General features: G+C 48.5%; 20 protein-coding genes. 8 read left to right on the top strand and 12 right to left on the bottom strand.

Translation table 11 applies throughout. From position 1 onward, the window contains the following. The first annotated feature begins 1 nt into the window (after nt 1). The 4 genes from IE181_RS14200 (at nt 2) to IE181_RS14215 (ending at nt 4,582) form a co-directional block, all read left to right on the top strand. A complete protein-coding gene (locus IE181_RS14200; protein ID WP_191254039.1) occupies nt 2–832 on the top strand; it encodes an enoyl-CoA hydratase/isomerase family protein in 831 nt (276 codons plus the stop codon). Continuing rightward, nucleotides 829–2,829 (top strand): acetyl-CoA carboxylase biotin carboxylase subunit, encoded by a 2,001-nt coding sequence (locus IE181_RS14205; protein ID WP_191254041.1) that lies wholly within the window; start codon nt 829–831, stop codon nt 2,827–2,829. Before IE181_RS14200 ends, IE181_RS14205 begins: the two co-directional genes overlap by 4 nt. Before the next feature lie 115 nt (nt 2,830–2,944). Then, nucleotides 2,945–3,745, top strand: coding sequence for a TIGR03084 family metal-binding protein (locus tag IE181_RS14210; protein WP_229819463.1), 801 nt, complete (start codon nt 2,945–2,947; stop codon nt 3,743–3,745). A gap of 27 nt (nt 3,746–3,772) precedes the next feature. Continuing rightward, nucleotides 3,773–4,582: an SDR family oxidoreductase gene (locus IE181_RS14215; protein WP_191254043.1), complete on the top strand. Its 810-nt coding sequence runs from the start codon at nt 3,773–3,775 to the stop codon at nt 4,580–4,582. 116 nt (nt 4,583–4,698) lie between these two features. On the opposite strand, the gene IE181_RS14220 is transcribed toward IE181_RS14215, so the two are convergent. The 7 genes from IE181_RS14220 to IE181_RS14250 all read right to left on the bottom strand — a co-directional run bounded on the left by IE181_RS14220 (nt 4,699) and on the right by IE181_RS14250 (nt 13,534). Beyond that, nucleotides 4,699–6,486 carry a methyl-accepting chemotaxis protein gene (locus IE181_RS14220; RefSeq protein WP_191254045.1) on the bottom strand — a complete coding sequence of 596 codons (1,788 nt, stop codon included), beginning with the start codon at nt 6,484–6,486 and terminating at the stop codon, nt 4,699–4,701. 3 nt (nt 6,487–6,489) lie between these two features. Beyond that, nucleotides 6,490–7,089 carry a hypothetical protein gene (locus IE181_RS14225; RefSeq protein WP_191254048.1) on the bottom strand — a complete coding sequence of 200 codons (600 nt, stop codon included), beginning with the start codon at nt 7,087–7,089 and terminating at the stop codon, nt 6,490–6,492. An 80-nt stretch (nt 7,090–7,169) separates the two neighbouring features. After that, nucleotides 7,170–8,483, bottom strand: a complete 1,314-nt coding sequence (locus IE181_RS14230) for an OprO/OprP family phosphate-selective porin (RefSeq protein WP_191254050.1) — start codon at nt 8,481–8,483, stop codon at nt 7,170–7,172. A 177-nt stretch (nt 8,484–8,660) separates the two neighbouring features. Further along, nucleotides 8,661–9,683, bottom strand: a complete 1,023-nt coding sequence (arsB, locus tag IE181_RS14235) for an ACR3 family arsenite efflux transporter (RefSeq protein ID WP_191254299.1) — start codon at nt 9,681–9,683, stop codon at nt 8,661–8,663. Nucleotides 9,684–9,787: 104 nt separating this feature from the next. Next, nucleotides 9,788–10,252 carry an ArsI/CadI family heavy metal resistance metalloenzyme gene (locus IE181_RS14240; RefSeq protein WP_191254052.1) on the bottom strand — a complete coding sequence of 155 codons (465 nt, stop codon included), beginning with the start codon at nt 10,250–10,252 and terminating at the stop codon, nt 9,788–9,790. 13 nt (nt 10,253–10,265) lie between these two features. After that, nucleotides 10,266–10,613: an ArsR/SmtB family transcription factor gene (locus tag IE181_RS14245; RefSeq protein ID WP_191254055.1), complete on the bottom strand. Its 348-nt coding sequence runs from the start codon at nt 10,611–10,613 to the stop codon at nt 10,266–10,268. A gap of 221 nt (nt 10,614–10,834) precedes the next feature. After that, complete coding sequence (locus IE181_RS14250; RefSeq protein ID WP_191254057.1) at nt 10,835–13,534, bottom strand: ATP-binding protein; 2,700 nt, start codon at nt 13,532–13,534, stop codon at nt 10,835–10,837. 315 nt (nt 13,535–13,849) lie between these two features. Between IE181_RS14250 and IE181_RS14255 the strand changes: the two genes are divergently transcribed. Beyond that, nucleotides 13,850–14,602: a transporter substrate-binding domain-containing protein gene (locus IE181_RS14255; RefSeq protein WP_191254059.1), complete on the top strand. Its 753-nt coding sequence runs from the start codon at nt 13,850–13,852 to the stop codon at nt 14,600–14,602. A gap of 113 nt (nt 14,603–14,715) precedes the next feature. Here IE181_RS14255 and IE181_RS14260 read toward each other — a convergent pair whose 3' ends face one another. The 4 genes from IE181_RS14260 to IE181_RS14275 form a co-directional block, all read right to left on the bottom strand. Beyond that, nucleotides 14,716–15,105 carry a VOC family protein gene (locus IE181_RS14260; RefSeq protein ID WP_191254061.1) on the bottom strand — a complete coding sequence of 130 codons (390 nt, stop codon included), beginning with the start codon at nt 15,103–15,105 and terminating at the stop codon, nt 14,716–14,718. A 198-nt stretch (nt 15,106–15,303) separates the two neighbouring features. Continuing rightward, entirely contained in the window at nt 15,304–16,650 is a 1,347-nt protein-coding gene (locus tag IE181_RS14265; protein ID WP_191254063.1) for a dihydrolipoyl dehydrogenase family protein, read from the bottom strand. A gap of 111 nt (nt 16,651–16,761) precedes the next feature. After that, nucleotides 16,762–17,226 (bottom strand): nuclear transport factor 2 family protein, encoded by a 465-nt coding sequence (locus IE181_RS14270; RefSeq protein WP_191254065.1) that lies wholly within the window; start codon nt 17,224–17,226, stop codon nt 16,762–16,764. A gap of 117 nt (nt 17,227–17,343) precedes the next feature. Next, on the bottom strand, nt 17,344–18,132 hold the full coding sequence (locus IE181_RS14275; protein ID WP_191254067.1) for a cysteine hydrolase family protein: 789 nt from the start codon (nt 18,130–18,132) through the stop codon (nt 17,344–17,346). A gap of 262 nt (nt 18,133–18,394) precedes the next feature. Between IE181_RS14275 and egtB the strand changes: the two genes are divergently transcribed. Together egtB and egtD are read left to right on the top strand one after the other, a co-directional pair. Continuing rightward, complete coding sequence (gene egtB / locus IE181_RS14280) at nt 18,395–19,681, top strand: ergothioneine biosynthesis protein EgtB (RefSeq protein WP_191254069.1); 1,287 nt, start codon at nt 18,395–18,397, stop codon at nt 19,679–19,681. A 1-nt stretch (nt 19,682) separates the two neighbouring features. Beyond that, nucleotides 19,683–20,621: an L-histidine N(alpha)-methyltransferase gene (gene egtD, locus IE181_RS14285; protein WP_191254071.1), complete on the top strand. Its 939-nt coding sequence runs from the start codon at nt 19,683–19,685 to the stop codon at nt 20,619–20,621. 25 nt (nt 20,622–20,646) lie between these two features. On the opposite strand, the gene IE181_RS14290 is transcribed toward egtD, so the two are convergent. Continuing rightward, nucleotides 20,647–21,717 carry a DUF5700 domain-containing putative Zn-dependent protease gene (locus IE181_RS14290; protein ID WP_191254073.1) on the bottom strand — a complete coding sequence of 357 codons (1,071 nt, stop codon included), beginning with the start codon at nt 21,715–21,717 and terminating at the stop codon, nt 20,647–20,649. Nucleotides 21,718–22,111: 394 nt separating this feature from the next. Here IE181_RS14290 and IE181_RS14295 point away from each other — a divergent pair, with 394 nt between their 5' ends. Further along, nucleotides 22,112–22,810 carry a DUF502 domain-containing protein gene (locus IE181_RS14295; protein WP_191254074.1) on the top strand — a complete coding sequence of 233 codons (699 nt, stop codon included), beginning with the start codon at nt 22,112–22,114 and terminating at the stop codon, nt 22,808–22,810. The last annotated feature ends 1 nt before the right edge of the window (nt 22,811 follow it).

Raw genomic sequence — 22,811 nt, forward strand, 5'->3', positions numbered from 1 at the left:
AGTGACAAACCTACCCAAAACTAAAAAGCTCGATCTGGACCTTGCCGGTGGCTGGCTCACAATTTGGCTGAATTCACCAGAAAACAGGAATGCCCTGTCCGCAGAAATGTCTGCAGAGCTAGTTACTGTTTTTGATGCGGTCCGTAATGATCGAAGCATTCGCGGTATCACACTGCGCGGACGAAACGGCCTATTCTGCGCAGGGGGCGATCTGAAAGGGATGAAATCCACCGCCAACCAAGATGCCAGCGCAACCGAGCGCCGCATGGCCGCCGTCGCCCTCAGCCAACAGGGGGGAGAGCTTTTTAAAAGCTTAAACACATTGCCGCAGGTAGTTATCGTTCTTGTTGAAGGTGCAGCGATGGCAGGCGGGCTGGGCCTTGTGTGCTGTGCTGATGTCATTGCCGTTACCCATGACGCCCGTTTTGCCTTAACCGAAACCAAGCTTGGCATCACCCCAGCACAAATCGCCCCCTATATTGTGCAGCGGTTCGGCCAGCCTACGGCCAGACGTTTGATGTTAACAGGTGCACAGTTCCGCGGATCAGACGCCCTGACCCTAGGGCTGGCAGATCATGTCGCCGATAACGCCGCCGGGCTTGACGCCTATGAAACGACAATTCGTCAACAGGTTCTGGCCTGCGCACCCGGCGCCACCGCAGTTACAAAGAAAATTGTTCTTGCAGCACCCCACCTGAAGGCAACATCAATGATCAGTTTTGCAGCCGAAAAATTCGCAGACTGCATGCTGTCGGACGAGGCACAGGAAGGCTTATCGGCCTTTATTGAGAAACGAAACCCAAACTGGGCAACAGGCGGAGAAAAAGCATGACCAAAACACCGAGAGCATTTTCCAGCCTATTGGTTGCGAACCGGGGCGAAATCGCGGTGCGTATAATCAAATCTGCAAAAGATAACGGCTTTCGCACAGTTGCAGTATATTCCTCAGCAGACACAAATGCACCCCATGTAAAACTGGCAGATGATGCTGTGCAAATCGGCGACGCACCAGTCGGGGAAAGCTATCTATGTCCTGATAAAATCATTGCGGCGGCGAAGGCGACAGGCGCGGAAGCCGTACACCCCGGCTACGGTTTCCTGTCCGAGAATGCAGACTTTGCAAAAGCATGCGAAGATGCTGGCTTGATATTCGTTGGCCCCTCAGCCGACAGTATTGACCTGATGGGGGACAAAGCACGGGCAAAACGCCATATGATCAAGTCTGGTGTTCCCTGCGTCCCCGGGTATGAAGAGGAAGACCAAAGCGACACAACCTTACTCGCTGCTGCTAAAAAGATTGGTTACCCACTCATGGTGAAGGCTGCTGCTGGCGGCGGTGGCCGAGGTATGCGTCTCGTAGAGAATGCCGATGACCTGCCGGGCGCCCTGTCTCAGGCCAGGTCAGAGGCTGAAAATGCCTTTGGCAGTGGTACTCTGATCCTTGAAAAAGCCATCATCAACCCCCGGCATGTTGAAATACAGGTTTTCGGCGACACCCAGGGGAACATCATACATCTTTTTGAACGCGATTGTTCGGTACAGCGCCGCCACCAGAAAATTATTGAAGAAGCGCCCTGCCCCGTTATGACCGATGACCTGCGGCAAAAAATGGGCAGCGCAGCCGTAGCCGCCGCCAAAAGCGTGAATTATGTTGGCGCGGGTACTGTCGAGTTTCTGCTGGACGATGACGGCAATTTCTATTTCCTTGAAATGAATACCCGACTGCAAGTGGAACACCCGGTTACGGAACTGATCACTGGCTTAGATCTTGTTGCCATGCAACTACGTATCGCCAGTGGTTTACCCCTGGATATTGAGCAATCCGACATCCCAATGCACGGTCATGCGATCGAAGTACGGCTTTATGCAGAAGAGGCCGCAAATGACTTTCTGCCAGCTACCGGCACCATCAGCTTATGGCACCCAGCCTCTGGCCCTGGCGTGCGTGTCGACGCAGGGATTGCGACCGGGTACGATGTATCACCCTTTTACGACCCGATGGTTGCCAAGGTTATGGCCCATGGAGAAACACGTGAAATTGCGCGCCAGCGCCTTATAAAGGCACTGAACGAAACTGCACTTTTTGGTGTCCCAAACAACCGGGATTTTCTTATTGATGCCCTTGGGAAAGAGGCTTTCGTCAGTGGTCGTGCTACCACGGCATTTATCGCGCAGGAATACGGCAATTCCATTAGCAAACCCACACCGCTGTCAGAACATTATGCCGCAGCAGCCGTTCTACAATTTCAGGCAGCACGAAAGAAAGCGCAAGCATCAGCCACAGCAATGCCCGACGATCTTTTGAACTGGACCAATGCTGCGCCGATAGCCACTCCTTTCCAGTATGAAAACGAGGAAGGCCCAGTGGATGTTACCCTGACACCTTCAGGTGATAACACCTACAAGGCAGATGTAAACGGTACTGAGATATGTCTTACTGTTGAAGATACGTCTGCCCCGTGGGCAAAGATCAAGATTGCCGAAAGACATGTCATACTTCTGTATCAAATACTGCCAGCGGGACAGATTGCCATAAGCATGCATGGCGCTTCGTTCATGTTGACTGATCTGACCCAGGTTATCAAAAACAAAGACACGGCAGGTGGTGACGGAATGGTCTGCAGTGCTATGCACGGTCTATTACTGGAGGTCTGCGTTGAAAGCGGACAGCATGTCAAAGCAGGTGACACACTGGCGGTGGTCGAGGCTATGAAAATGCAGCATGAGATCAAGGCGAGCAGTGACGGAACCGTCGAAGCTGTCACCGGCGTTGCCGGTAAACAAATCGCAGCTGGTGAGCTGATCCTGCAAATCACCACGCCAGATTAATGTCTTACATTATTTTGTTGCAGTTGTCGCCGCACTTGATATGGTCATGCAGATTTTGACCCCCGAGTATGCGGTGAAACCTGTATTAGTATCCTGACGAACCGGAGTATATTTTATGATATCACAGGCAGAAGATTTCCGCGCAGAAAGCATGAGGCTATATACCCTTTTGAAAGGCCAGCCAGAAACAATCCTTTCCACGCCTACCCTTTTTAAAGGCTGGACAATCAATGACATCCTGCAGCATCTGCATTTTTGGAACCATGCTGCGTACCTGTCCAGTGAAGATGAAGCAGCCTTTATGCAGGTAATGGGTGAGTTACTGCAGGGCGGCATGTCCATGCGTGCCTTTGAAGATAAAACACTCGGCGGTCTATCAGGCACTGCACTCCTTGAAGCATGGCATGACAGTTTCATGCAACTAGCAGATCTGTTTGCGGCCCTTGACCCAAAGAAACGGTTAAAGTGGGCAGGCCCAGATATGAGCGCCCTGTCTTCCATCACCGCCAGACTGATGGAAACATGGGCCCACGGTCAGGCTGTGTATGATGTTCTTGGCGTTGAGCGCGAAGACCAGGACTATATTCGAAACATTGCCCATCTGGGTATCAACACATTTGGCTGGACGTACAAGGTCAACGGCAAGCAAATCCCTTCTGAGCGCCCATACGTCTGCCTGACCGCACCGTCAGGCACACTATGGGAATGGGGAGACCCATCACAGTCGGATAAAATTTCCGGACCTGCGACCGATTTCTGTCAGGTTGTGACACAGACCCGCAACATTGAGGACACAGCCTTATCAACAGTAGGCGACATAGCTACCGAATGGATGCAAATCGCCCAGTGCTTTGCTGGCCCGCCAGAGACACCACCGGCTGTCGGCGCACGCCACATCAACAAAATACGAAACTGACATAAGCTACCAAACGAAGGACGTATCATGGCACCTACATTTGACAATTTATTTTCCATAAAAGGCAAAACTGCGCTTGTAACCGGCGGTTCACGCGGGATCGGCGAAATGATTGCAGCGGGCTTTCTGGCGAAAGGTGCCAAAGTTTACATCAGTTCCCGCAAAGCCGATGCATGCGAAGCCACAGCAAAGCGGTTATCAGAAGCATACGGCGGAGAGTGTATTGCACTACCATCCGACCTTTCCACCCTGCCCGGCATACAGAAAGTCGCTGACGAACTGCTCAGCCGGGAAGAAAAACTTGATATTCTGGTTAATAACGCAGGGGCATCCTGGGGCGCGCCAATTGATGAATTCCCGGAAGTCGGCTGGGATAAAGTTATGGATACCAACGTCAAAGGTATCTTTTTCCTGACGCAAAAACTCCTTCCCCTTCTTCGCGCTTCTGGCACAGCAGACGATCCGGCACGCGTGATCAACATCGGCTCCATTGACGGCCTGAAGTCTTCTATGTTTGAAGTCTTTTCTTACGGCGCATCAAAAGCAGCCGTGCACCATCTGACACGTTTCCTGGCTGCCCGCCTGACGAAAGAGAAAATCAACTGTAACGCTATTGCCCCAGGCCCCTATCCTACATGGATGCTGTCCACAGGTGTCGGGTTCGGCGGGGAAACAGAGGGTGTAGACTGGGACGCTATAGGCAAAAGCAGCCCCAGCGGCCGCGTTGGTGCCCCGGAAGATATTGCAGGGCTTGCAATCTTCCTGTCGTCAAGGGCTGGTTCCTATATTGTCGGGCAGGTTATTGCGAGCGACGGCGGTATTGTCGGCACCAGCTAAAAAATCCCAGACCGCTTAGACAATCATTTGACCAAAGAAATGGGCCGCCCCCTGAAGGGACGGCCCTTTTATCTATCATGTTTGCAGAAGTAACCCTGTGCGGGCCATCTTACTCTTTATTCCTGCAAGGCTGCAGACTTGATCGTCTCGATAAAGTCCTGCGTCGTTGATCGGATTTGATCAGAAGACACCTTCAGATCCTGCGAAGAATGTGAGACATTCTCTGCGACTTCTCCGTTCGAACGGGCTGCCTCTGCCACAGAACTGATACTTGCGCTTACTTCCTGTGTGTTAGCTGCTGCATGTGAGATACTCCGGGAGATTTCCTGTGTTGCCGCACGCTGCTCTTCTACTGCAGATGCAATCGCTGCAGCCATTTCAGTAACCTCAATCGTTACAGTTTCAATTTCAGACATTGCCTTGGATACAGAGCTTGTCTGATTTTGAACCGCTTCAATCTGTGACCGAATTTCACCAGTTGCCTTCGCAGTCTGATTTGCAAGGCTTTTAACCTCACCCGCAACGACGGCAAACCCGCGACCCGCATCACCAGCACGTGCTGCCTCAATCGTGGCGTTCAATGCCAAGAGGTTCGTCTGTTCCGCGATATCACTAATCAAATTCATGATATTGCCAATCTGGGTTGTTGCATCTTCTAGGGCAGACATATCAGCACGGGTACGAGATACCATTTCAGATGCTTCGTTTGTCCGCTTGGAAGACCGGTCAATCTGCTGTGCAATTTCCTGCACACTATTGTCCATTTCCTCGCTGGCACTGGCAACAGACTGCACGTTTCCGTTTGACTCGTCCGCAGCGCGCACAACATTGCCTGCTTCCTGGGTCGTAAGAGCAGACGCAGATGTCAGTTGCTGGGATGCATCGCTAAGCATATCAACAATGTCTGCAACCTTTGCAAAGTCCGCTTTAGAACTTTCGTCAAAGTTGGTAATCAACTCTACAATAAGCTTTTCTTTTTCTTCACGGCGCTTCATGGCTTCGGCCTGACGTTCCGCTTCGATACGGCGCTCTTCTGCTTCGCGTTGACGCTCCGCCTCAAGACGTGCACGCTCCTGCTCTTCCTGCTCTTTCGCTCTTTCAGCAAGACGTTGACGTTCAATTCCATTTTCCTTGAACACCTCGACCGCACGTGCCATGTCGCCGACTTCGTCCCCGGCATCCGTGGATGGTACAGTCCGCGTCAGGTCACCATCGGCAATACTGGTCATTGCATCTGTCATTTTCCGAATAGGACGAACAACAAATCTAACCATCACCAGCCCGGCAATTACCGAGATCGCGATACCGGCAATCAGGGCAACTGTCATCATGACTGTCATACTGGTCAGCGCATTATCAACATCACTTGCAGCCGTTGAGAAACGTAGATCAATGGCATCATTGATCTTCTTCACATCTTTATTTATTTCAGCAAACAGATCACTTGGTTCACCGGACACTTCCATCGCTTTACTCTGGTTCAGTGTCACATAGTTTCTTGCCAGACGAAGCTGCACATCAGCGTACTGAGAGCGCCAGGCTTGCATATTGCTTTCCAGCGATACAAGGTCCTGATAAACGGCTTCACCGGGTTCCAACTTAGACTTCAGGGTCTTGATCGCCCTGTCGTATTGGTCGCCGCCTTCCTGGTATTCCTGCAAGGCTGTACGGTCTGCCGTTACGAGCAAATAGAGCACTGCATTATGCTGTCTTGTCAGGCCTTCACTGGCTTCATGCAGAGCGTCTTTGATTTCATTGACCTCTGTCACTTCTTTGTTGGCATCACTAACACGGCTTGTCTCAAACGCAGACATGACATTCATGATAATCAAAACAGCGACAATCAACCCAAGCGACAAGCCCAACTTGACGAACAAAGGAGCATTTTTCAAAAATTTCATCATGGGTTATCTCCCCTTCCGCCGAAGGAGTTCGGTCAGATTCACTTCAAATGTCGCATGGCCAATGGGTGTATTGGTTTCTTCGACGATCGTCAGATTGACCTGTACCCGTACTGTATTGGTGTCATCGTGTTTTTCTGCCTCGTCCACGAACACAGCATCCGGCCCAGCACCGAAAGACTTTTGAAATTTTGCTTCATCACCCTGCCAAAAATCAGAGGTAATGGCACTTTGACCAACATTCAGACCGTTCTGATCGGTAATAAAAATTTCCGTAAACAAGCCAAGGGATTCTGCCTGAATTTGCGTCAGGTAGGTCGATGCAGGGCTATTCAGTGCTGCCGCAATCAAAGGCTGGTCAGACTGACCACGCTCTGTGATCCACTGATTGTCCAGTGCATTAATTTCTGACTGGCCAAGCTGGCCATATTTACGGTTCTGCGCCTTCACGGAAATCTGCACGACGGGATGCTGCAGATATCCACGAATAGTGTTGATAAGAGTCTCGTCAACTAGATCTGTCGACTGACCGAAAGCCGGCACCGTCAAACAAGCGCCAAGCGCAAGAGAGAAGATGCCTTTACTGGCCTTATTCATAATATTCATACTACACCTTTTGGAGTATCAAAACGTGGTAAGGACTGAAGGGGTAAGCCGCCCTCACCACGACATTTCATTACGTACTCTTACCAGTCGATATTGAAGCGAACGCCAACAATATCTGCTTTGTTTGTAAAGCCACCCGCATCATCAAGCGAAGTATGGCCATACTGAAGAATCGTGCGCAGATAACGGTTCATGTACCAGCTCAAGCTAAGGATATAGCTGTCCTGTTCACCACCGAAGGCACCATTGTCAGTCAGGTCCAGATGCTCCATCCGACCAGACAGCATCCAAAGTCCCATCCCGCCTTTATCAACTGGGGAAGACACTTTTGGACGACCCCAAATGCCTTTCTTCAAATCAAGTGGACGGTCTTCGCCTGTCAGGATGTAACCAAGCTCGACGTAGCCACCCTCAAACGTTGCGCTGCGCGAAACGGCAACCGCGTCATCTGCCTTCAGCCAGGCATATTCAGCCGTACCGAAGAAACCATTTCCGCTATAGGCAAACTCGGCTCCAACCGTGGTGTCTTTTTCCTGTCCCGCGAAGGAGGCCATTGTACCAGACTGGTTAGACGTTGCTTTCGCCTTGTAGGAGAGAGAGCCGCTGTCATTCATATCCCGGAAACGACCAGAAATACCAAGAAGATACGTACCAGCATCAAGCTTTTGGCCCCATGTTGCACGGGCAGCAAGTGTCAGAGATTCATCCGTGTTGGAACTGAATTTATTGGTTCCCTGAAATGCGCCGGCCGTAAAGCTCCAGTTATCACCATTCGTAGCAGCTTTGACACCCATGCCGCGACCAAACCCAAACGCATCCTTAAAGGAAGCGCGTTCCATTACTGTTGTTTGGCTGATTGCTGTATTCCATTCCAGCGAGTTAGGTATTTTGCTTTGACCAACAGTATAAGACCAGTCGCCTCTGTTAAATTGCAGATACGCATCTTTAACACTTGTAGCATTGCTACCAAAGTCTGCTTCGAATTTATATTTGATATCCTTGGTTACATTGCCGTCAACGCCAAACCAGGCCGCACGCATTTTTGTACCGCTGTAATCAAAAGTACCTTGTTTGTCATCGCCCATGCTCCAATCCATGAACAAACGTCCACGAATATTGAACTGACCGCTTTTATCTGCACTGACAAGTGTCGGCGCAGGATCAGAAGACGCGAATTCAACCGCCTTTGGCGAGCCTTCACGTTTTTCTACGACTTTAACTTCGCTACCTGCGGTCAAAAGACGATTAACAAGTGCTTCCAGTTCCGCAACCCGCCCTTTGAGAGTGGTCACTTCCTGTTTAAGCGAGTCGTCAGACTGTGCAAAAGAACCTGATGTTAGAGTTATAGCCCCGGCCAACGCCAGTCCAATGATACGGTATGATGAATGTGGCAATGAATTAATCCTTACAAATAAGCCCCAAAAACTGAGGCTTCTTGTAAAGATTATTTATTACCACCTGGTAAATTGATGGATATATTTGTATATACTAAACCTTAAAGACGACCCAAAATATTTCAGAAGTTGTATAAGCATAAAAAAACACTTATACCGAAGATCATACACGCTACATTACCGTTTTTCGTACCAGTTTTTTGTTGAATTTACGATTTTCACAACACTCAGCATCACCGGTACTTCTATCAAAACACCTACTACTGTTGCAAGTGCTGCCCCAGAAGAGAATCCAAACAGGCTGATGGCCGCAGCGACTGCGAGTTCGAAAAAATTACTGGCCCCAATCAGTGCAGAGGGTGCTGCAACGCAGTGCGCCTCCCCGGCGGCACGGTTCAGCAAATATGCAAGACCAGAATTAAAATAGACCTGTATCAGGATCGGGACTGCGAGAAAGGCGATGATTGTTGGCTGTGCAATAATCTGTTCCCCCTGAAATCCGAACAAGAGCACCAGTGTTGTCAACAGTGCGACCAACGATGCCGGCTGTATCTTCTGCAGTAGGGCGGATATGCCATCTTCCCCTGCTTTGGCAAGAACATACCGACGGACCATCTGTGCAATAATAACTGGCACAACGATATAAAGTCCAACTGACAACAGAAGTGTTTCCCACGGAACCGTTATGGCCGACAATCCCAACAGAAGCCCGACAAGCGGTGCAAACGCAAACACCATAATCACATCGTTAAGTGCAACCTGACTAAGGGTAAAATGCGGTTCACCGTCTGATAGATTACTCCAGACAAACACCATAGCGGTGCAGGGTGCTGCCGCCAGCAGGATCAATCCTGCGATATAAGAGGTGATTTGATCTGCAGGCAGATACGGTTCAAACAAATAGCCGATGAAAAGCCACCCCAGAAATGCCATGGAAAAAGGCTTCACAGCCCAATTAATAAACAAGGTAATACCAATACCGCGCCAGTGATGCCGAACCTTGTCAAGAGACGCAAAATCAATCTTGACCAGCATTGGAATGATCATCAGCCAGATCAAAAGGGCAACAGGCAGATTAACCTGCGCGACCTCTACGGACCCAAGTGCCTGAAATATTGCCGGAAATAAGTGCCCCAGTCCAATACCGACGATGATACATAGACCAACCCATATGGTCAGATACCGTTCAAAAACATTCATGGCAGGCTTCTGGTCCGACTTTGTTTCAACACTATCCGGTACACTTTGGTTCATAACACATACTCATCCAGTGAAATATTATCAGGCTAAAATCAGTGGGGGCCTTAACAGCAGGCACTTTTACCTTGCCCGCCTTGCGGGTCCGGCGTAACGCAGCAAGCCGAAGATTCGCCCTCTACTGTCAAACGATCATCACTACCGTAAACCGGGCTTTCACCGACCGTCAAAAATGTTTCCCAGGACAAACCATCAGGGTCAACGATCCAGTTTTTACGAGACTGGGCGTAACAGCAAGTGGTCTCCCCCTCTTCAATCATCGGCCTGTCTGCTGCCTTTAATCGGCTGTAAACCTCAGTCAATTCATCATCCGTTTCAACCTGAATACCAAGATGATCCAGCCCTGCCTTCGCGCCGCGTGAGGTAATAGCAAAATTTACACGCGGGTCATCCAGCATCCATTTCGCATAATCCTCTTTCACGACGGTTGGCACTGTCGCAAACAGTGTTTTATAAAAGGCGATAGACGCCTCCAGGTTCTCAACAGAAATATTCACATGTAGTCTTTTCATCATACGTCTCCTGTTATTCTGCTTCGCAGCAATCTGATGCCAGTACATTGTCTAGCAGGGGGCCGCACACCTCCGGCGTTCCCTGGCAGCAATCTTCAACAAGAAACCCCAGAAGTGCCCGTGTGCCACCATAATCCGCACTGTATATGATTGAACGCCCTTCCCGCCTTGAAGTCACAAGCCCCGCTGACGCCAGAATCGACAAATGGCTGGACATAGTGTTGTGTGGCGTCCCCAAGGCGTTCGCAATTTCCCCCGCAGGCATACCGTTCTGTCCCGCACGAATTAACATGCGAAAAACATGCAGTCTGGTTTCCTGCGATAATGCACCGAATGAGCGTGTTGCTGTATTAATATCCATATGTCTAGAATTATAGACATATTAAATGCATGTCAAGCGTGAATCCTGTCAGAGAGAGCCGTATCATAGCTTAACAAGCCTTTTTAGCCCCATGAGAATGAGCGAAAAGAGTGCACCATACTAACGACTGCATGAAACGAAAATCGCCAAATCAGTGTCCCTGCGACCCGTACCCAAGAGGCAAGCATCAGGGGAATAAGGTACAAAGCTATATGCGTTACCTAGAGTCGTTTGGTTTTCATATCAATATGGATACGCTTCATGCAGCTATATAACTGTGCAATATGCAAAGGCTTGGACAGGAATTCATAAAAACCCAGTTTTTCCGTTTTCTCACGCGTTGTCGCGCTAACATTAGCCGTAAGCGCAACAACAGGTATCTGCGAAATCTCTTTATCGCTAATTTGTCGTTTCTTAAATGCCAATCCATCAAAATCTGGCAGGTTAATATCCAAAAGGATCATATCCGGCTTTTGATCAATCGCCACTTTCATGCCCTCTGCTCCCGTTACCGCCATCAACAGATCAACCCCCGTTTCCCTGTGCAGCACACTTTGGATTAAAGCGCGGTTTGACGGATTGTCCTCGACATACAGGACTTTCATACCCTTGAAGGCAGAGAAATCATAGATCGCATGATCTTCTGCATCCAACTGCCATTTCGTCAATTGCGATGGTTTAACATGCGGTTTTTCCAGAAGTGTTGGTTGATCAAACCAGAAAGTACTGCCAACACCGATTTCACTCTCCACGCCAATTCTACCACCGATAAGGTCAATTAGTCTTTTACACAGACTAAGGCCAATGCCTGTACCTTCAATATTACTAGCCTCTGCCCCGATACGGTTAAACGGTTCCCAAAGGTCGTGCATACGGCTCTGAGGAATACCGCGCCCGGTATCCTTGACGTAAATACGCAGATATCCTTCTTCTAATATTTTCGTGGTAATGGTCACCGAGCCATCATCCCGATTATATTTGATAGCATTAGACAATATGTTAATCAGAATCTGCTTAAACCGCAGATAGTCTGTGACGATGATAGGAAGGTCATCATCACTTTCCTGATACCTGATCTGAATACCGTTTCGTGATGCAAGAGAAGACACCATGGAAATGCAGTCTTCTATAACAGCTGCGGGACGCACATTCTCAATCGACAGCGACAGTTCACCGGCATCAATCTTACTCAGTTCCAGCACTTCATTAATCAAATCGAGAAGATGGCTGCCGCTTTTATAAATTTCTGACACAAAAGATCTTTGATCCGCTGTCATTTCCTTTGGCTCATTTCGCAGAATTTGCGAAAATCCAAGAATAGCATTCAGCGGGGTACGAAGTTCATGGCTCATGGATGCCAGGAACGTGGATTTGGCCTTGTTAGAAGCAATTGCCTCTTCTTTGGCGATTTCCAACCTGCGCCTGACTTCCCTTTCCTCAGAAATGTCCTGAAAGGTGATTACTGAGCCAATAATCTTATCACCTTGTGTCAGCGGTGTGCATGTGTACCAGACAGGGATTGAATACCCATCTTTATGCCAAAATACTTCTTCTCGTATAGTGAAACTTCTTCCTTCTTTAAAGGACCGATGAATATAGCAGTCATCCTTGGCGTAATAATTGCCGTCTGGATAGCTGTGATGGATAAGCAAGTGCAGGGGCTTTCCTATCATATCTTCCGGTTCATACCCGAGAAGCTTACAAGCCATGGGATTGATAAAGGTCGTCAGCCCTTGCGCGTCTACACCGTAAACCCCCTCCCCGGCACTATCCAGAATTTGCTGCATCAGTTCGCGCCGATGGACCAACTCCATCGCATCCCGGGACATACGCTCCCGCATCCGTATGCTGATGATCAACGTGACAATCAGAACAATTATGCTGATCGCGGCAAAAACATTCATGAAAAAGGAAGACGTCTGCAGGGAAGCAAAGGCTTCTTGTTTATTCATCTCCGTTGCTAAGCCAACCCCGTACCTGTCATTCCATTTCCAAACCCCAACAACATCTGTGCCTTTATAGTTGCGGTACCCTTCAAGGTTTTGGCCATCATTACCATTCAGAACATTACTGGCCATCAGCGTCAGCGCAGGCTGAGAGAGCACATTATCGCCATCCTTCACAGCGGGTTGCTGGACAAGTATATTCAGACTGGATGAGATATTCCGGTCCAACAAGCCTGCACGCACCAAATCATCCTTGAAACGGCTTTCACTGACCATACGCCCCGAAGAATCAACCGCATATGTTTCTCCCGTCAGCCCAATCCGTCCGCCTTGAAATAACGCAGCATAGCTGCCGGCAGGGTTTAGCCTGACGGTGAAAACTGCGATAATATCACCATTATTTCGGTAAACTGGTGTCATGGCGAACAGCGTGGGCTCTTTCCACTCCCGGCGCCCATCATAACTTAGTTTTAAATCGCTGATAAGCGGGTGCGTTACAAGCGCTGTGCCGTTCATAACCCGCTCGAAAGCGGACTTGTCTTGCTGAAACACAAGATTGGGAGTGCCGACATTAAAATCGCGAAAGGATGCTAAACTGGTGCCGTCGGGCGCGATAACAAAATACCCTTGATACCCACCGTCCGTCAGAAATCCGCGCAACAGTGCTCTTAATTCTTCCTGACCGGGATCAGCCAGCAAGGTATCCTGTAAAGGTTGCTGCGTTAGAAGTTTTTCGACTGCATTCAGAAAACGCGGGTCTTCTGGCCAGAATTGAATGGCCGCTACCTGCTGTCTTTCCCATGCCTGCAAACTTGCTTCTGTGTTTGACAAAACGCTATTCAGCGTTTTGGAAACATCATTCTTTGCCATTGTCTCCAGGCGCGTTTGCAGTGCCCAAACACTTGCAGCAATCGCCAGGATAGCTGCAAAAAAAATTGATAACGTAAACTTTGATATGGGCAAACGCGCTGCCATACATCCCCCAATGTGCAAAAAGGGTTTAACCGAAACAAGTTAGTATGTTTGAAAACAGCATAAGCGATAATCAGAGAAAATGCATTTAAAACATACCTATAATAAAATTAGGACACTGATGTAAAAAGTCAAAATAAGCAAAAATTCTCTCACAGCACTATCTTTGCAGCTGGTCTACTTAGTTTCACTTTTGCTTATACCCTGATCTGATTAATCATTATTTTACGCTTTTACCTAAAAATACCCGTACCAATATTTCGAGATATCTTATCGTTTGGGGAACACTGACCACCAACGGGGCCATACTCAAAAGCTATGCGCAATTTTGTAAAGATCGTTTGTTTCATATTAATGGCCGTGACATCCCTAACGGTCAGTCATGCACAGACTATTAAAGAAACAGACAAGAATGAGCAACTCAGCCTGGTCACCTTGTCTTTTCCTGGCTTGTTTAACGAAGATGGCGGCGGGTACTATGATACCTACCTTCAGCGAATTGCAGCCCTGGAAGGATTTCAACTAACCATCAAAGTTCTGCCCAGCATGCGGGTTACAAAGGACTACACCTCTAGAAAAAGCGACTGTATTTTTCCGTCGAACCTGATAACGATCTCATCCGACACGATACAAACAGATGCATTTAATTATGCACGGTCCTATCTGGCAAATTTTAAACCATCGTCAAGAAACCTGTCTCTGCAAGACATGCAGGAAACAACAATTTCTATTCGCACGGGGCTGGATTATGGCGCCCTAACAACAATGCCCAACCTGACTTTCCTAAAAGTTTCGAGCGAAATTCAAAGCCTGCGCCTACTGCGCGCAAAACGGGTACAATACGCGGCCGTTTACTTCCCGGATGTCATGCTTGAAGCGCCACTGATTGCATCCCGGCTTTACTATAATGCCCAAGAACCGCTCACATCTATTGATGAACGTTTGGTATGCTGGAAAAGCGATAAAAACGATCGCCTACTTCAAAGCATCAATTACGCAATCAAGACACTCTCTGAATCAGGGGAAGACAAAATTTTATTGGGAGCTTCATACTTAAGTAAATTGAAGTAGCGTATTGGAGTAGCAAGACATCAGGACACTCTGCGGCACGCACCTGCATCAAGAGACAGGCAACTACTCTGTCAGGCACCGAAGTGCCGGCATTGAATAGTTGCCCTAATTTTTTAAGCGTCGTCCGGCATCACATGTAATGCACAAACCTTATTGCCTGCAGGGTCGCGCAAGTAGGCAAGATACAGGCTTTTAACTGGGGAAGAACGCACACCTGGCGGATCTTCAATCGCAGTTCCCCCATTCTCGAGGCCTGCTTTATGCCATGCATCAATCAGGTCGGTTGTTTCTGCGCCGAACCCGATTGTACTGCCGTTCCCGCAGGATGCTGGCTCGCCATCAATCGGCACACTAAGGCAGAAAATTCCTGACTTTTCATAATAAAAACAACGCCCTTTTTCATCGATAACACCTGGCTTATAGCCAAGCACACCCAATGTGGCATCGTAGAATTTTTTAGATTCGGCGATATCATTCGCCCCTAACATAACATGACTAAACATAATGGCTCCTTTCAAATTGGCTTGTCACCGCACCCTTATAGAGCACAGTGACACCCAATGCATAACTAGTACCGCCAATCTTTGATGGTGACCAGTTTTAAGAATGAATAGCTGCCATTTCCCTTTATTCATTTTAGAATATGACAGCTTAGAATATGACGACGACCTTTAAGAAAGGGCTCATACGCAACAATGGAGCTAGAATAAGTTTTTCACGTCCGAGGCAAAGGTCGGAAACGCATAGAAATCGTTCTTCAAGCTGCTTGCTGGCACTTCATAACGCATGGCGAAGGCAAACATATGAATAAGCTCCTCGGCCCGATGCCCTACAAGATGCGCGCCTAGTATCTGATCCGTATTGACGTCCCTGATTACTTTTGCGTAGGCAACTGTTTCAGCATAGGACTTGCCAGAGAACCATCCCGTCATATCATTGATGGTCACACTAACATTCAGGCCCTTTTCAGTTGCTGCTGCTTCTGTCAGCCCGACACTTGCCAAGGCAGGCACGGTATAAACCGCAGATGGCAAAACACGGTAATCGGCTTCCTGGCTAATACCCGCCACAATATTTTCACCAACCAGACGGCCTTCATAGGTAGCAACTGGCGATAATTGGGGCGTACCGACAAGCGCATCACCACACACCCAAATGGCAGGGTTTGTTGTCGAACGCATACTTTTGTCAACACTGATTGCAACGCCGTCAAATTCTACACCAGCCGCATCCAGATCAAGACCTTCCACATTTGCGATACGCCCTGCTCCGTTGACGACACTGTCGCAGTCGACCATCTTCTCATACCCGTCGACAGTGAAAACCACTTGGCGGCGGCCCTTGGTTTCAGTGATTTCGCTAATCTGAACACCCGTGTACACGGTAATACCAAGCCGTTTGCTCTCTTCAAGCAGTGCGTCGACCGCACCTTCATCCAACTGGGGTAATAGACGCGGCATGACCTCAAGGATAGTGACTTTAACCCCTGCTCTTGCGAAAATGTGGCTGAATTCCATGGCAATAACACCACCACCTACAAAAACCATATCCTTCGGCAACGTCTCGTCAGAAAGTAAATCGTCCGACGTCAACATCAAGTCAGCCCCTGGAATAGGAAGCGGTCTTGGGCGCGATCCTGTGGCGATGACAATATGCTCGCCTTCAAGGACTTCATCGTTTACTTCGACTTGATTACGCCCAACAAACCGGCCACTGCCACGGTAAACATCACCACGCTTTTCAGCGACGCCTGCCATCGCATCTGGGATAAAATCAATCATGGCCTTTTCACGCTGGATCAGTTTTTTCCAATCCAGAACAGGCTTACTTACTTCAATCGCATGATGGTGCGCCAAATCAATTTCGTGCAGTGTATGCGCTGCAGCGACCAACACTTTTTTAGGCGTGCACCCGCGGTTTGGACATGTACCTCCAAAGTCTTCCCGTTCAATAAAGGCTATCGTTTTGCCTGCTTCCGAGGCCACTGCAGAAACGCCGAAACCGGCATTACCACCGCCAATGATAATTACATCATATTTTTTAGTCATTTTAATCTCCGTGGATATGCCTTGCGGGCATTAGAAATATCGCATCTTCCCGCAGGGCAATAATTGGCTAAGTGTGATAGTCAGCGCGCTGAGAAGCTTTTGCCTGACAGCTTAAAGACCTAGATCCGTCAAACCGGGGTGATCATCAGGGCGGCGAGAGCCTGACCAGCGGAATTTTCTATCCTCTTCCTGAATAGGCAGGTCATTAATGCTGGCAAGACGCCACCGCATCAGGCCATCTGTATCAAATTCCCAGTTCTCATTTCCGTAGGATCTGAACCATTGACCATCGCTGTCCTGCCACTCGTAAGCAAAACGAACAGCAATTCTATTGTCTGAAAAGGCCCAGATTTCTTTAATCAGCCTGTATTCATTTTCGCGGTCCCATTTCCTTGTGAGGAACGATTCAATTTCCTCGCGACCTTGCAGAAAATCCGACCTGTTTCTCCAGCGGCTGTCCAGACTGTATGCCATCGCGACCTTGGCCGGGTCCTGCGAATTCCATGCATCTTCCGCAGCTCGAACTTTCTGAACTGCTGTTTCATAACTAAAAGGGGGCAAAGGGGGTCGTGACATAGTGTGGTACTCCATTTCATTACAACATTAGAAGACTCCGGTCACCTGGGGCTGGACTTCAGGCGACCGGAGGATTTGCACCATCTAGGGGGAGGCAATGGTGCAAATTTGGTTCGATTATTTACGGGCAGCTTTTTTCATTGCTGCTACTGTCGCATCAGTTTCAGCAACATGGCTTGCGATCATACGGAAATTGATTTTCGCAGCTTCATAGCCGTCATATCCAGGAACCTGCGCAGCGGCAGTTGCATCAGTGACGACCATCACTTCAAACCCTTCTTCAACAAGAGCCCGCATGTGTGATTCCGTGCATAGATTTGCAGACATGCCAGACAGGATTACTTTATCAATACCCTGTTTGCGCAATTGCAGAACCAGATCATTTGATTCAGGGCCAAAGACCTTGTGCGGACTTGTAACGACTGTTTTATCGTCGTTGATGTATTTTTTATACTGCGGCAGCCAGTCTGCACCAGAGCCTTCAAATCCTTCAGTTGACAGAGGACTCTTACGGTCAAACATGCCGATCTTGTGCATCAGGTGTTCAAGCGCGCCTTCAAACTTCCATGCATGATCATGCGGGTAGTAATAATGCGGTGAAACAAATACAGGCATGTCCGTCATTTTTGCTGTTGAAAACAGATCATCAATGTTTTGAACGGTGCCGTTTTCCTGCACGTTTTTACCAACCACACCCCAGGTAACACCATCAGGACTTAGAAAGTCATTTTGCGGATCGGTCACAACCAGTGCTGTTCTTCCTGGCACGATGTCAAACCCCATATCTGGCAGGCCACTGTCATCCGCAAACGCAGAGGACGTGCCAATGGATACAGCGAGTGCCGCCGCAGACGACAGCGCCAGCGTTACTGTGCGGGCAAAAGTGCGTGAAAATTGTTTTTTCATAGTTTCTTCCTTCTTGAGTGATTTTGGCTGCGACACAAACCTAGCAACCAAGAGTTAACTGATCGGTACTTGTGAAATGCTATATGTACCGATCTGTACACCATGTCAACACACAAAAAGAACCTCACGAAAATCTCACATATATTTGAATAAAAGAAAAAATAGATCACTAAATTACATTTGACTGAAAATTCTCATTAGTATATGTACAGATCAGTACTCTTCAAGTTTCCAATCACTTCACCCGTAAGGGAGTAAACGTATGTATGATGTGACTATCCCTTTACAGGGCACAGCAGAAAGCCCGTCAGCCCAAGCCAGTGCGACCTATATTCAGGATTTATTTGTTCAGACGCGCGCCCGCAGCGAAGCACTTGCCGCACCCTTGTCTCCTGAGGACATGATGATCCAGTCAATGGAGGACGCCAGCCCAACAAAATGGCATTTGGGTCACACAAGTTGGTTTTTCGAAGAGTTTATTCTGCGCCCTTACTGTACTGACTATCGCTCACTAAACGACCAATACAGATTATTGTTCAATTCATATTATGTGCAGGCTGGATTTAGGCATATACGGTCCAAAAGAGGATTATTATCAAGGCCTGACAGTGCCGCGATCCTTGGCTACCGACGCCACGTAACCTTTCATGTCCTGAAACTTCTTCATAGCAACAGTAGCAACAGAGCCGATATTCTGAAGCTGGTTGAATTGGGGTGCCATCACGAAATGCAGCATCAGGAACTGATGCTTACCGACATATTACACGGCCTTTCCTATAGCCCATTACTACCGAGCTACCACGAAAAGAAGCTGCCAAAGGCTAGTACAAAAAAATCGTCCCCCATACACTTTACTGAATTCAGTGGCGGATTAACCGAGACCGGACATGACGCCTCTGATTTTCACTTTGATTGCGAAGCTCCACGCCACAAAGAATATTTACCCCCCTTCGCCCTGGGCGTACGTCCTGTCACCAACGCAGAATGGATCGCGTTCATAGAAGATGGTGGTTATGAGAAAGAAACTTTGTGGCTGTCAGACGGTTGGGCTTACAAACAGAAAGAAGGATGGACAGCGCCCTTATATTGGTGGAAAGACGGGGCGTCCTGGAACAGCTTCACCCTCACGGGGGTAAGGCCAGTCGATCCAAACGCACCCGTCAGCCATATCAGTTATTATGAAGCCGATGCCTATGCACGTTGGGCCGGCGCGCGTCTTCCAACCGAAGCAGAGCACGAAACCGCCTTTAGAAACCATCCAATCGACGGAAATTTTGCGGATTCAGAATTGTATATTCCGTCACGTGGCCCCGCCATCTGGGGGGACGTCTGGGAATGGACCCAAAGCCCCTATACCCCCTATCCCGGATATCAACCCGTTGAAGGGACAATTGGGGAATACAACGGGAAATTTATGGTCAATCAATTCGTTCTTCGCGGCGGATCATGCCTGACACCTCGTGCACAAATGCGCCCCACATACCGTAATTTTTTCCATCCCCATCAGCGCTGGCAAATGACCGGTTTAAGACTGGCAAAGGACCTCTAAAATGAACGAACTTGTAACCATCAATACGGAGTTACTGATTTCTGCGGCCCACGACCTATCCGCCTCCGTTAAAACACTGAACAGCAAATGGTTTTATGATACGGAAGGAAGCGAGCTTTTCGAAGCAATAACGGAGCTGGACGAATATTATCAATCACGCACAGAACGTTCGATCCTGGAAAATCATACCTGCGCACTGTCTCGCCATATAGCCCCACAATCGGCCCTTATTGAGCTGGGAAGCGGTGCGAGCGTTAAGACCCGCATCCTTCTCGATGCCCTTAAAAATGTAACGCAGTATCTACCCGTAGATATTGCCGCAGACTTTCTTAGACAAACAGCTCAGTCGCTTCACAGTGACTATCCCGGCGTTGATATCCACCCGATTGTCGCAGATTTCACTGTACCGTTTCCCCTGCCTTCTATTATTGAAGATACGCCTAAAACGGCCTTCTTCCCGGGCTCAACCATCGGCAACCTGTCCAATACAGCAGCAGCAAGTCTGTTGCAGAGAGTGCGTTCATGGCGGAATATTCAATCATTCTTCATTGGCATTGATCTTATCAAAAGTACCGATATCCTGTTGCCTGCATATGATGATGCGCAGGGTGTAACGGCGCAGTTTAACCTGAATATTCTAAGACGCCTGAACAAAGAGACAGGCGCCGATTTCGATCTATCCTCTTTCCAGCACAAAGCCCGGTGGAATAAGGAAAGAAGCAGAATAGAAATGCACCTTGTCAGCACAGTCGAACAAACCGCCAACATAGGCGGATACCGTGTCAACTTTTCACGCGGAGAAAGCATACATACCGAAAACTGCCGCAAATACAGTTATGAGAGCTTCTCACAGATAGCAGAGAATACCGGCTGGCAAATCAGTGACTTTCTGACCGATTCCGACAGTCTTTTCGCGGTCGTAGTTCTAACACCCCAATAACACGACGCATCACTGGGCAGTACAATTACTGTACCTGTTTTTCCTGTGCTAGTCTGGCATACAGGGCGAGCGTGGCATCTGAGAAGGTTGCCTGATCAGTGCCAAGCATTTCTACGGCACGGTTATAGGCGCTAAAAAGCGTGAACGGGTTCATCGTCGCTTCTATCAGAGCTGGCCGCATACCCGCGCTGTCAATCGTGCGAGTCATGTACCAACCAAGTGAATGCCCCCAAAGCGGCAGTGCTTTTTGCAGCTCCGCAAACTCAATCTCTCTGCCTGTTCTGACGGCCTCACCAATCATCTGGTCTAGTAGCTTCAGATTAGCATCCGCATCTTGCATTGATGCCTTAAACCAGTCTTTCAAATCTTCACTGAATGGAGACGAATCCAGAAGCAGAAACTCTTTATCAATCAGGTTTGCCACGCCTTCTTTCTGAATGTGATACAAAACGCGCTCAAATGGATTTTGCTGGTCTAAAGGTCGGCCTTGCAGACCCTTGTCGTACAAATAGTGATGCAGCTCATGCGCGGCCAGCCTGTTTGGCGCCACCGCATCAAACAAAAACGCAAGGTAAGCATCAAGGACGACCCCTTGCCCGGATGCGAAAGCATTCTGGCCAAACAACCCATAAACAAAGGTAATCGGCGGCAAGCCATTTTGACTTTCCGGCAAATACTGCTGGGCCAGATTTATACTTGCCTCCACGACTTTATTTCCCGGTAATGCCTGCTGGTATCCCGCAAGCCATGACAAGTCAGCGGCGGACGCTCTTAGGTGCAGCACTTCATGCTTTTCAGAGGCCGCAAGTCCATCAACCAGAGGGATGTACTCCGGGTGAAAAGCATGGAGATATCGCTGCTTCAACTGCGCCTGCGAGAGACCGGAAATAGAGAATACAAGCTGATATGCTTCATGGCTGAAAAATACGCCCCAGTCTTCTTCCGCAGGATTGTCCCCCGCCCGCAAGCGCTCACTCATATCGATACCGGCAACAACAGCATCAAAGTCATAGTTTTCATTAGTATAGGACGCTGGCATCGCAACTGTTTGAAATGACAGTATAACGCCCGCAAGAAGTATGCTTACTAGTTTCATTTTCGTGCTTCCCACCCCCTACCTATAATGGAAATATGGCCAATAAATACCCGCCAGAAAAAGTACGACAATAGTACTTTTATTGCGTGAAAAGCATCAATTTCGCCTTTAGAAACAAAGGAGTAAATATCAGAATAATGAGCGTGCCAAAACTGGCTAAACAACGAACAACAGACATATAACCCCCCAATAGAAACTGTGGTTTAATGCTACTGTTCACATTGATATTATGCAACCATAATGAAAAGCACCTTACATACTACACACTCTTTTCTTTTCTTCTCAAAAAAGAGACTGCGGTCATATTGCCTTAATACGACCTTTTATTTATGGCTTTTGATATGCTGCAGCTGCGATTAGCGTATTGCCAGTTCATTTACCCAGGGAGCCTACGATGTCAGAGACCACGCCCTCTACCAGCTTCGCGCACATAAGGCGCTATATCTTTCTGGGTCTTTTTACCCTGATCCCAATATGGCTAACGCTACTACTAACTGCCGCGATCCTTGATTTCATCAACGATATGGCAGCGCCTGTGCTTAACTGGCTAACAGCGGGTATCGAGCCAGACGAGAGCCTATACCGTATTGCCAATGCACCGGCCTTCAGAACCACCGTTTCCCTTTGCATCCTTCTGCTGGGGCTATATACAGTTGGTTTACTGGCCTCACGGTGGCTGGGGCAAAAGCTTCTGGGACTTCTGGACGCTATTGTGAAACGAGTTCCAATCGTAAATACAATCTACAAAACCCTGAAACGCCTGACAGAGGCGATGCAGTCCAATAGCGATGACTTCGAACGGGTTGTGCTGATTGAATTTCCGTCCAAAAGCATGAAAACCGTTGGACTGGTGACGAAAACATTCAAAGACACCAACACGGGCAGAGAGCTTGCTGCGGTCTACGTGCCCACAACACCTAACCCGACATCAGGCTATCTGGAAATTGTGCCCGTCGAAAATCTGGTTCCAACAAACTGGAAAATTGATGAGGCAATGTCCTTTATCATTTCAGGTGGTGCTGACGTACCGGGTACTATCCAGTATGATAACCCCACTTCCGAAGAAAACGGGAAGCAGACTAGACGACCATAAG

Source organism: Kordiimonas sediminis (assembly GCF_014656395.1).
GTDB lineage: Bacteria > Pseudomonadota > Alphaproteobacteria > Sphingomonadales > Kordiimonadaceae > Kordiimonas_A > Kordiimonas_A sediminis.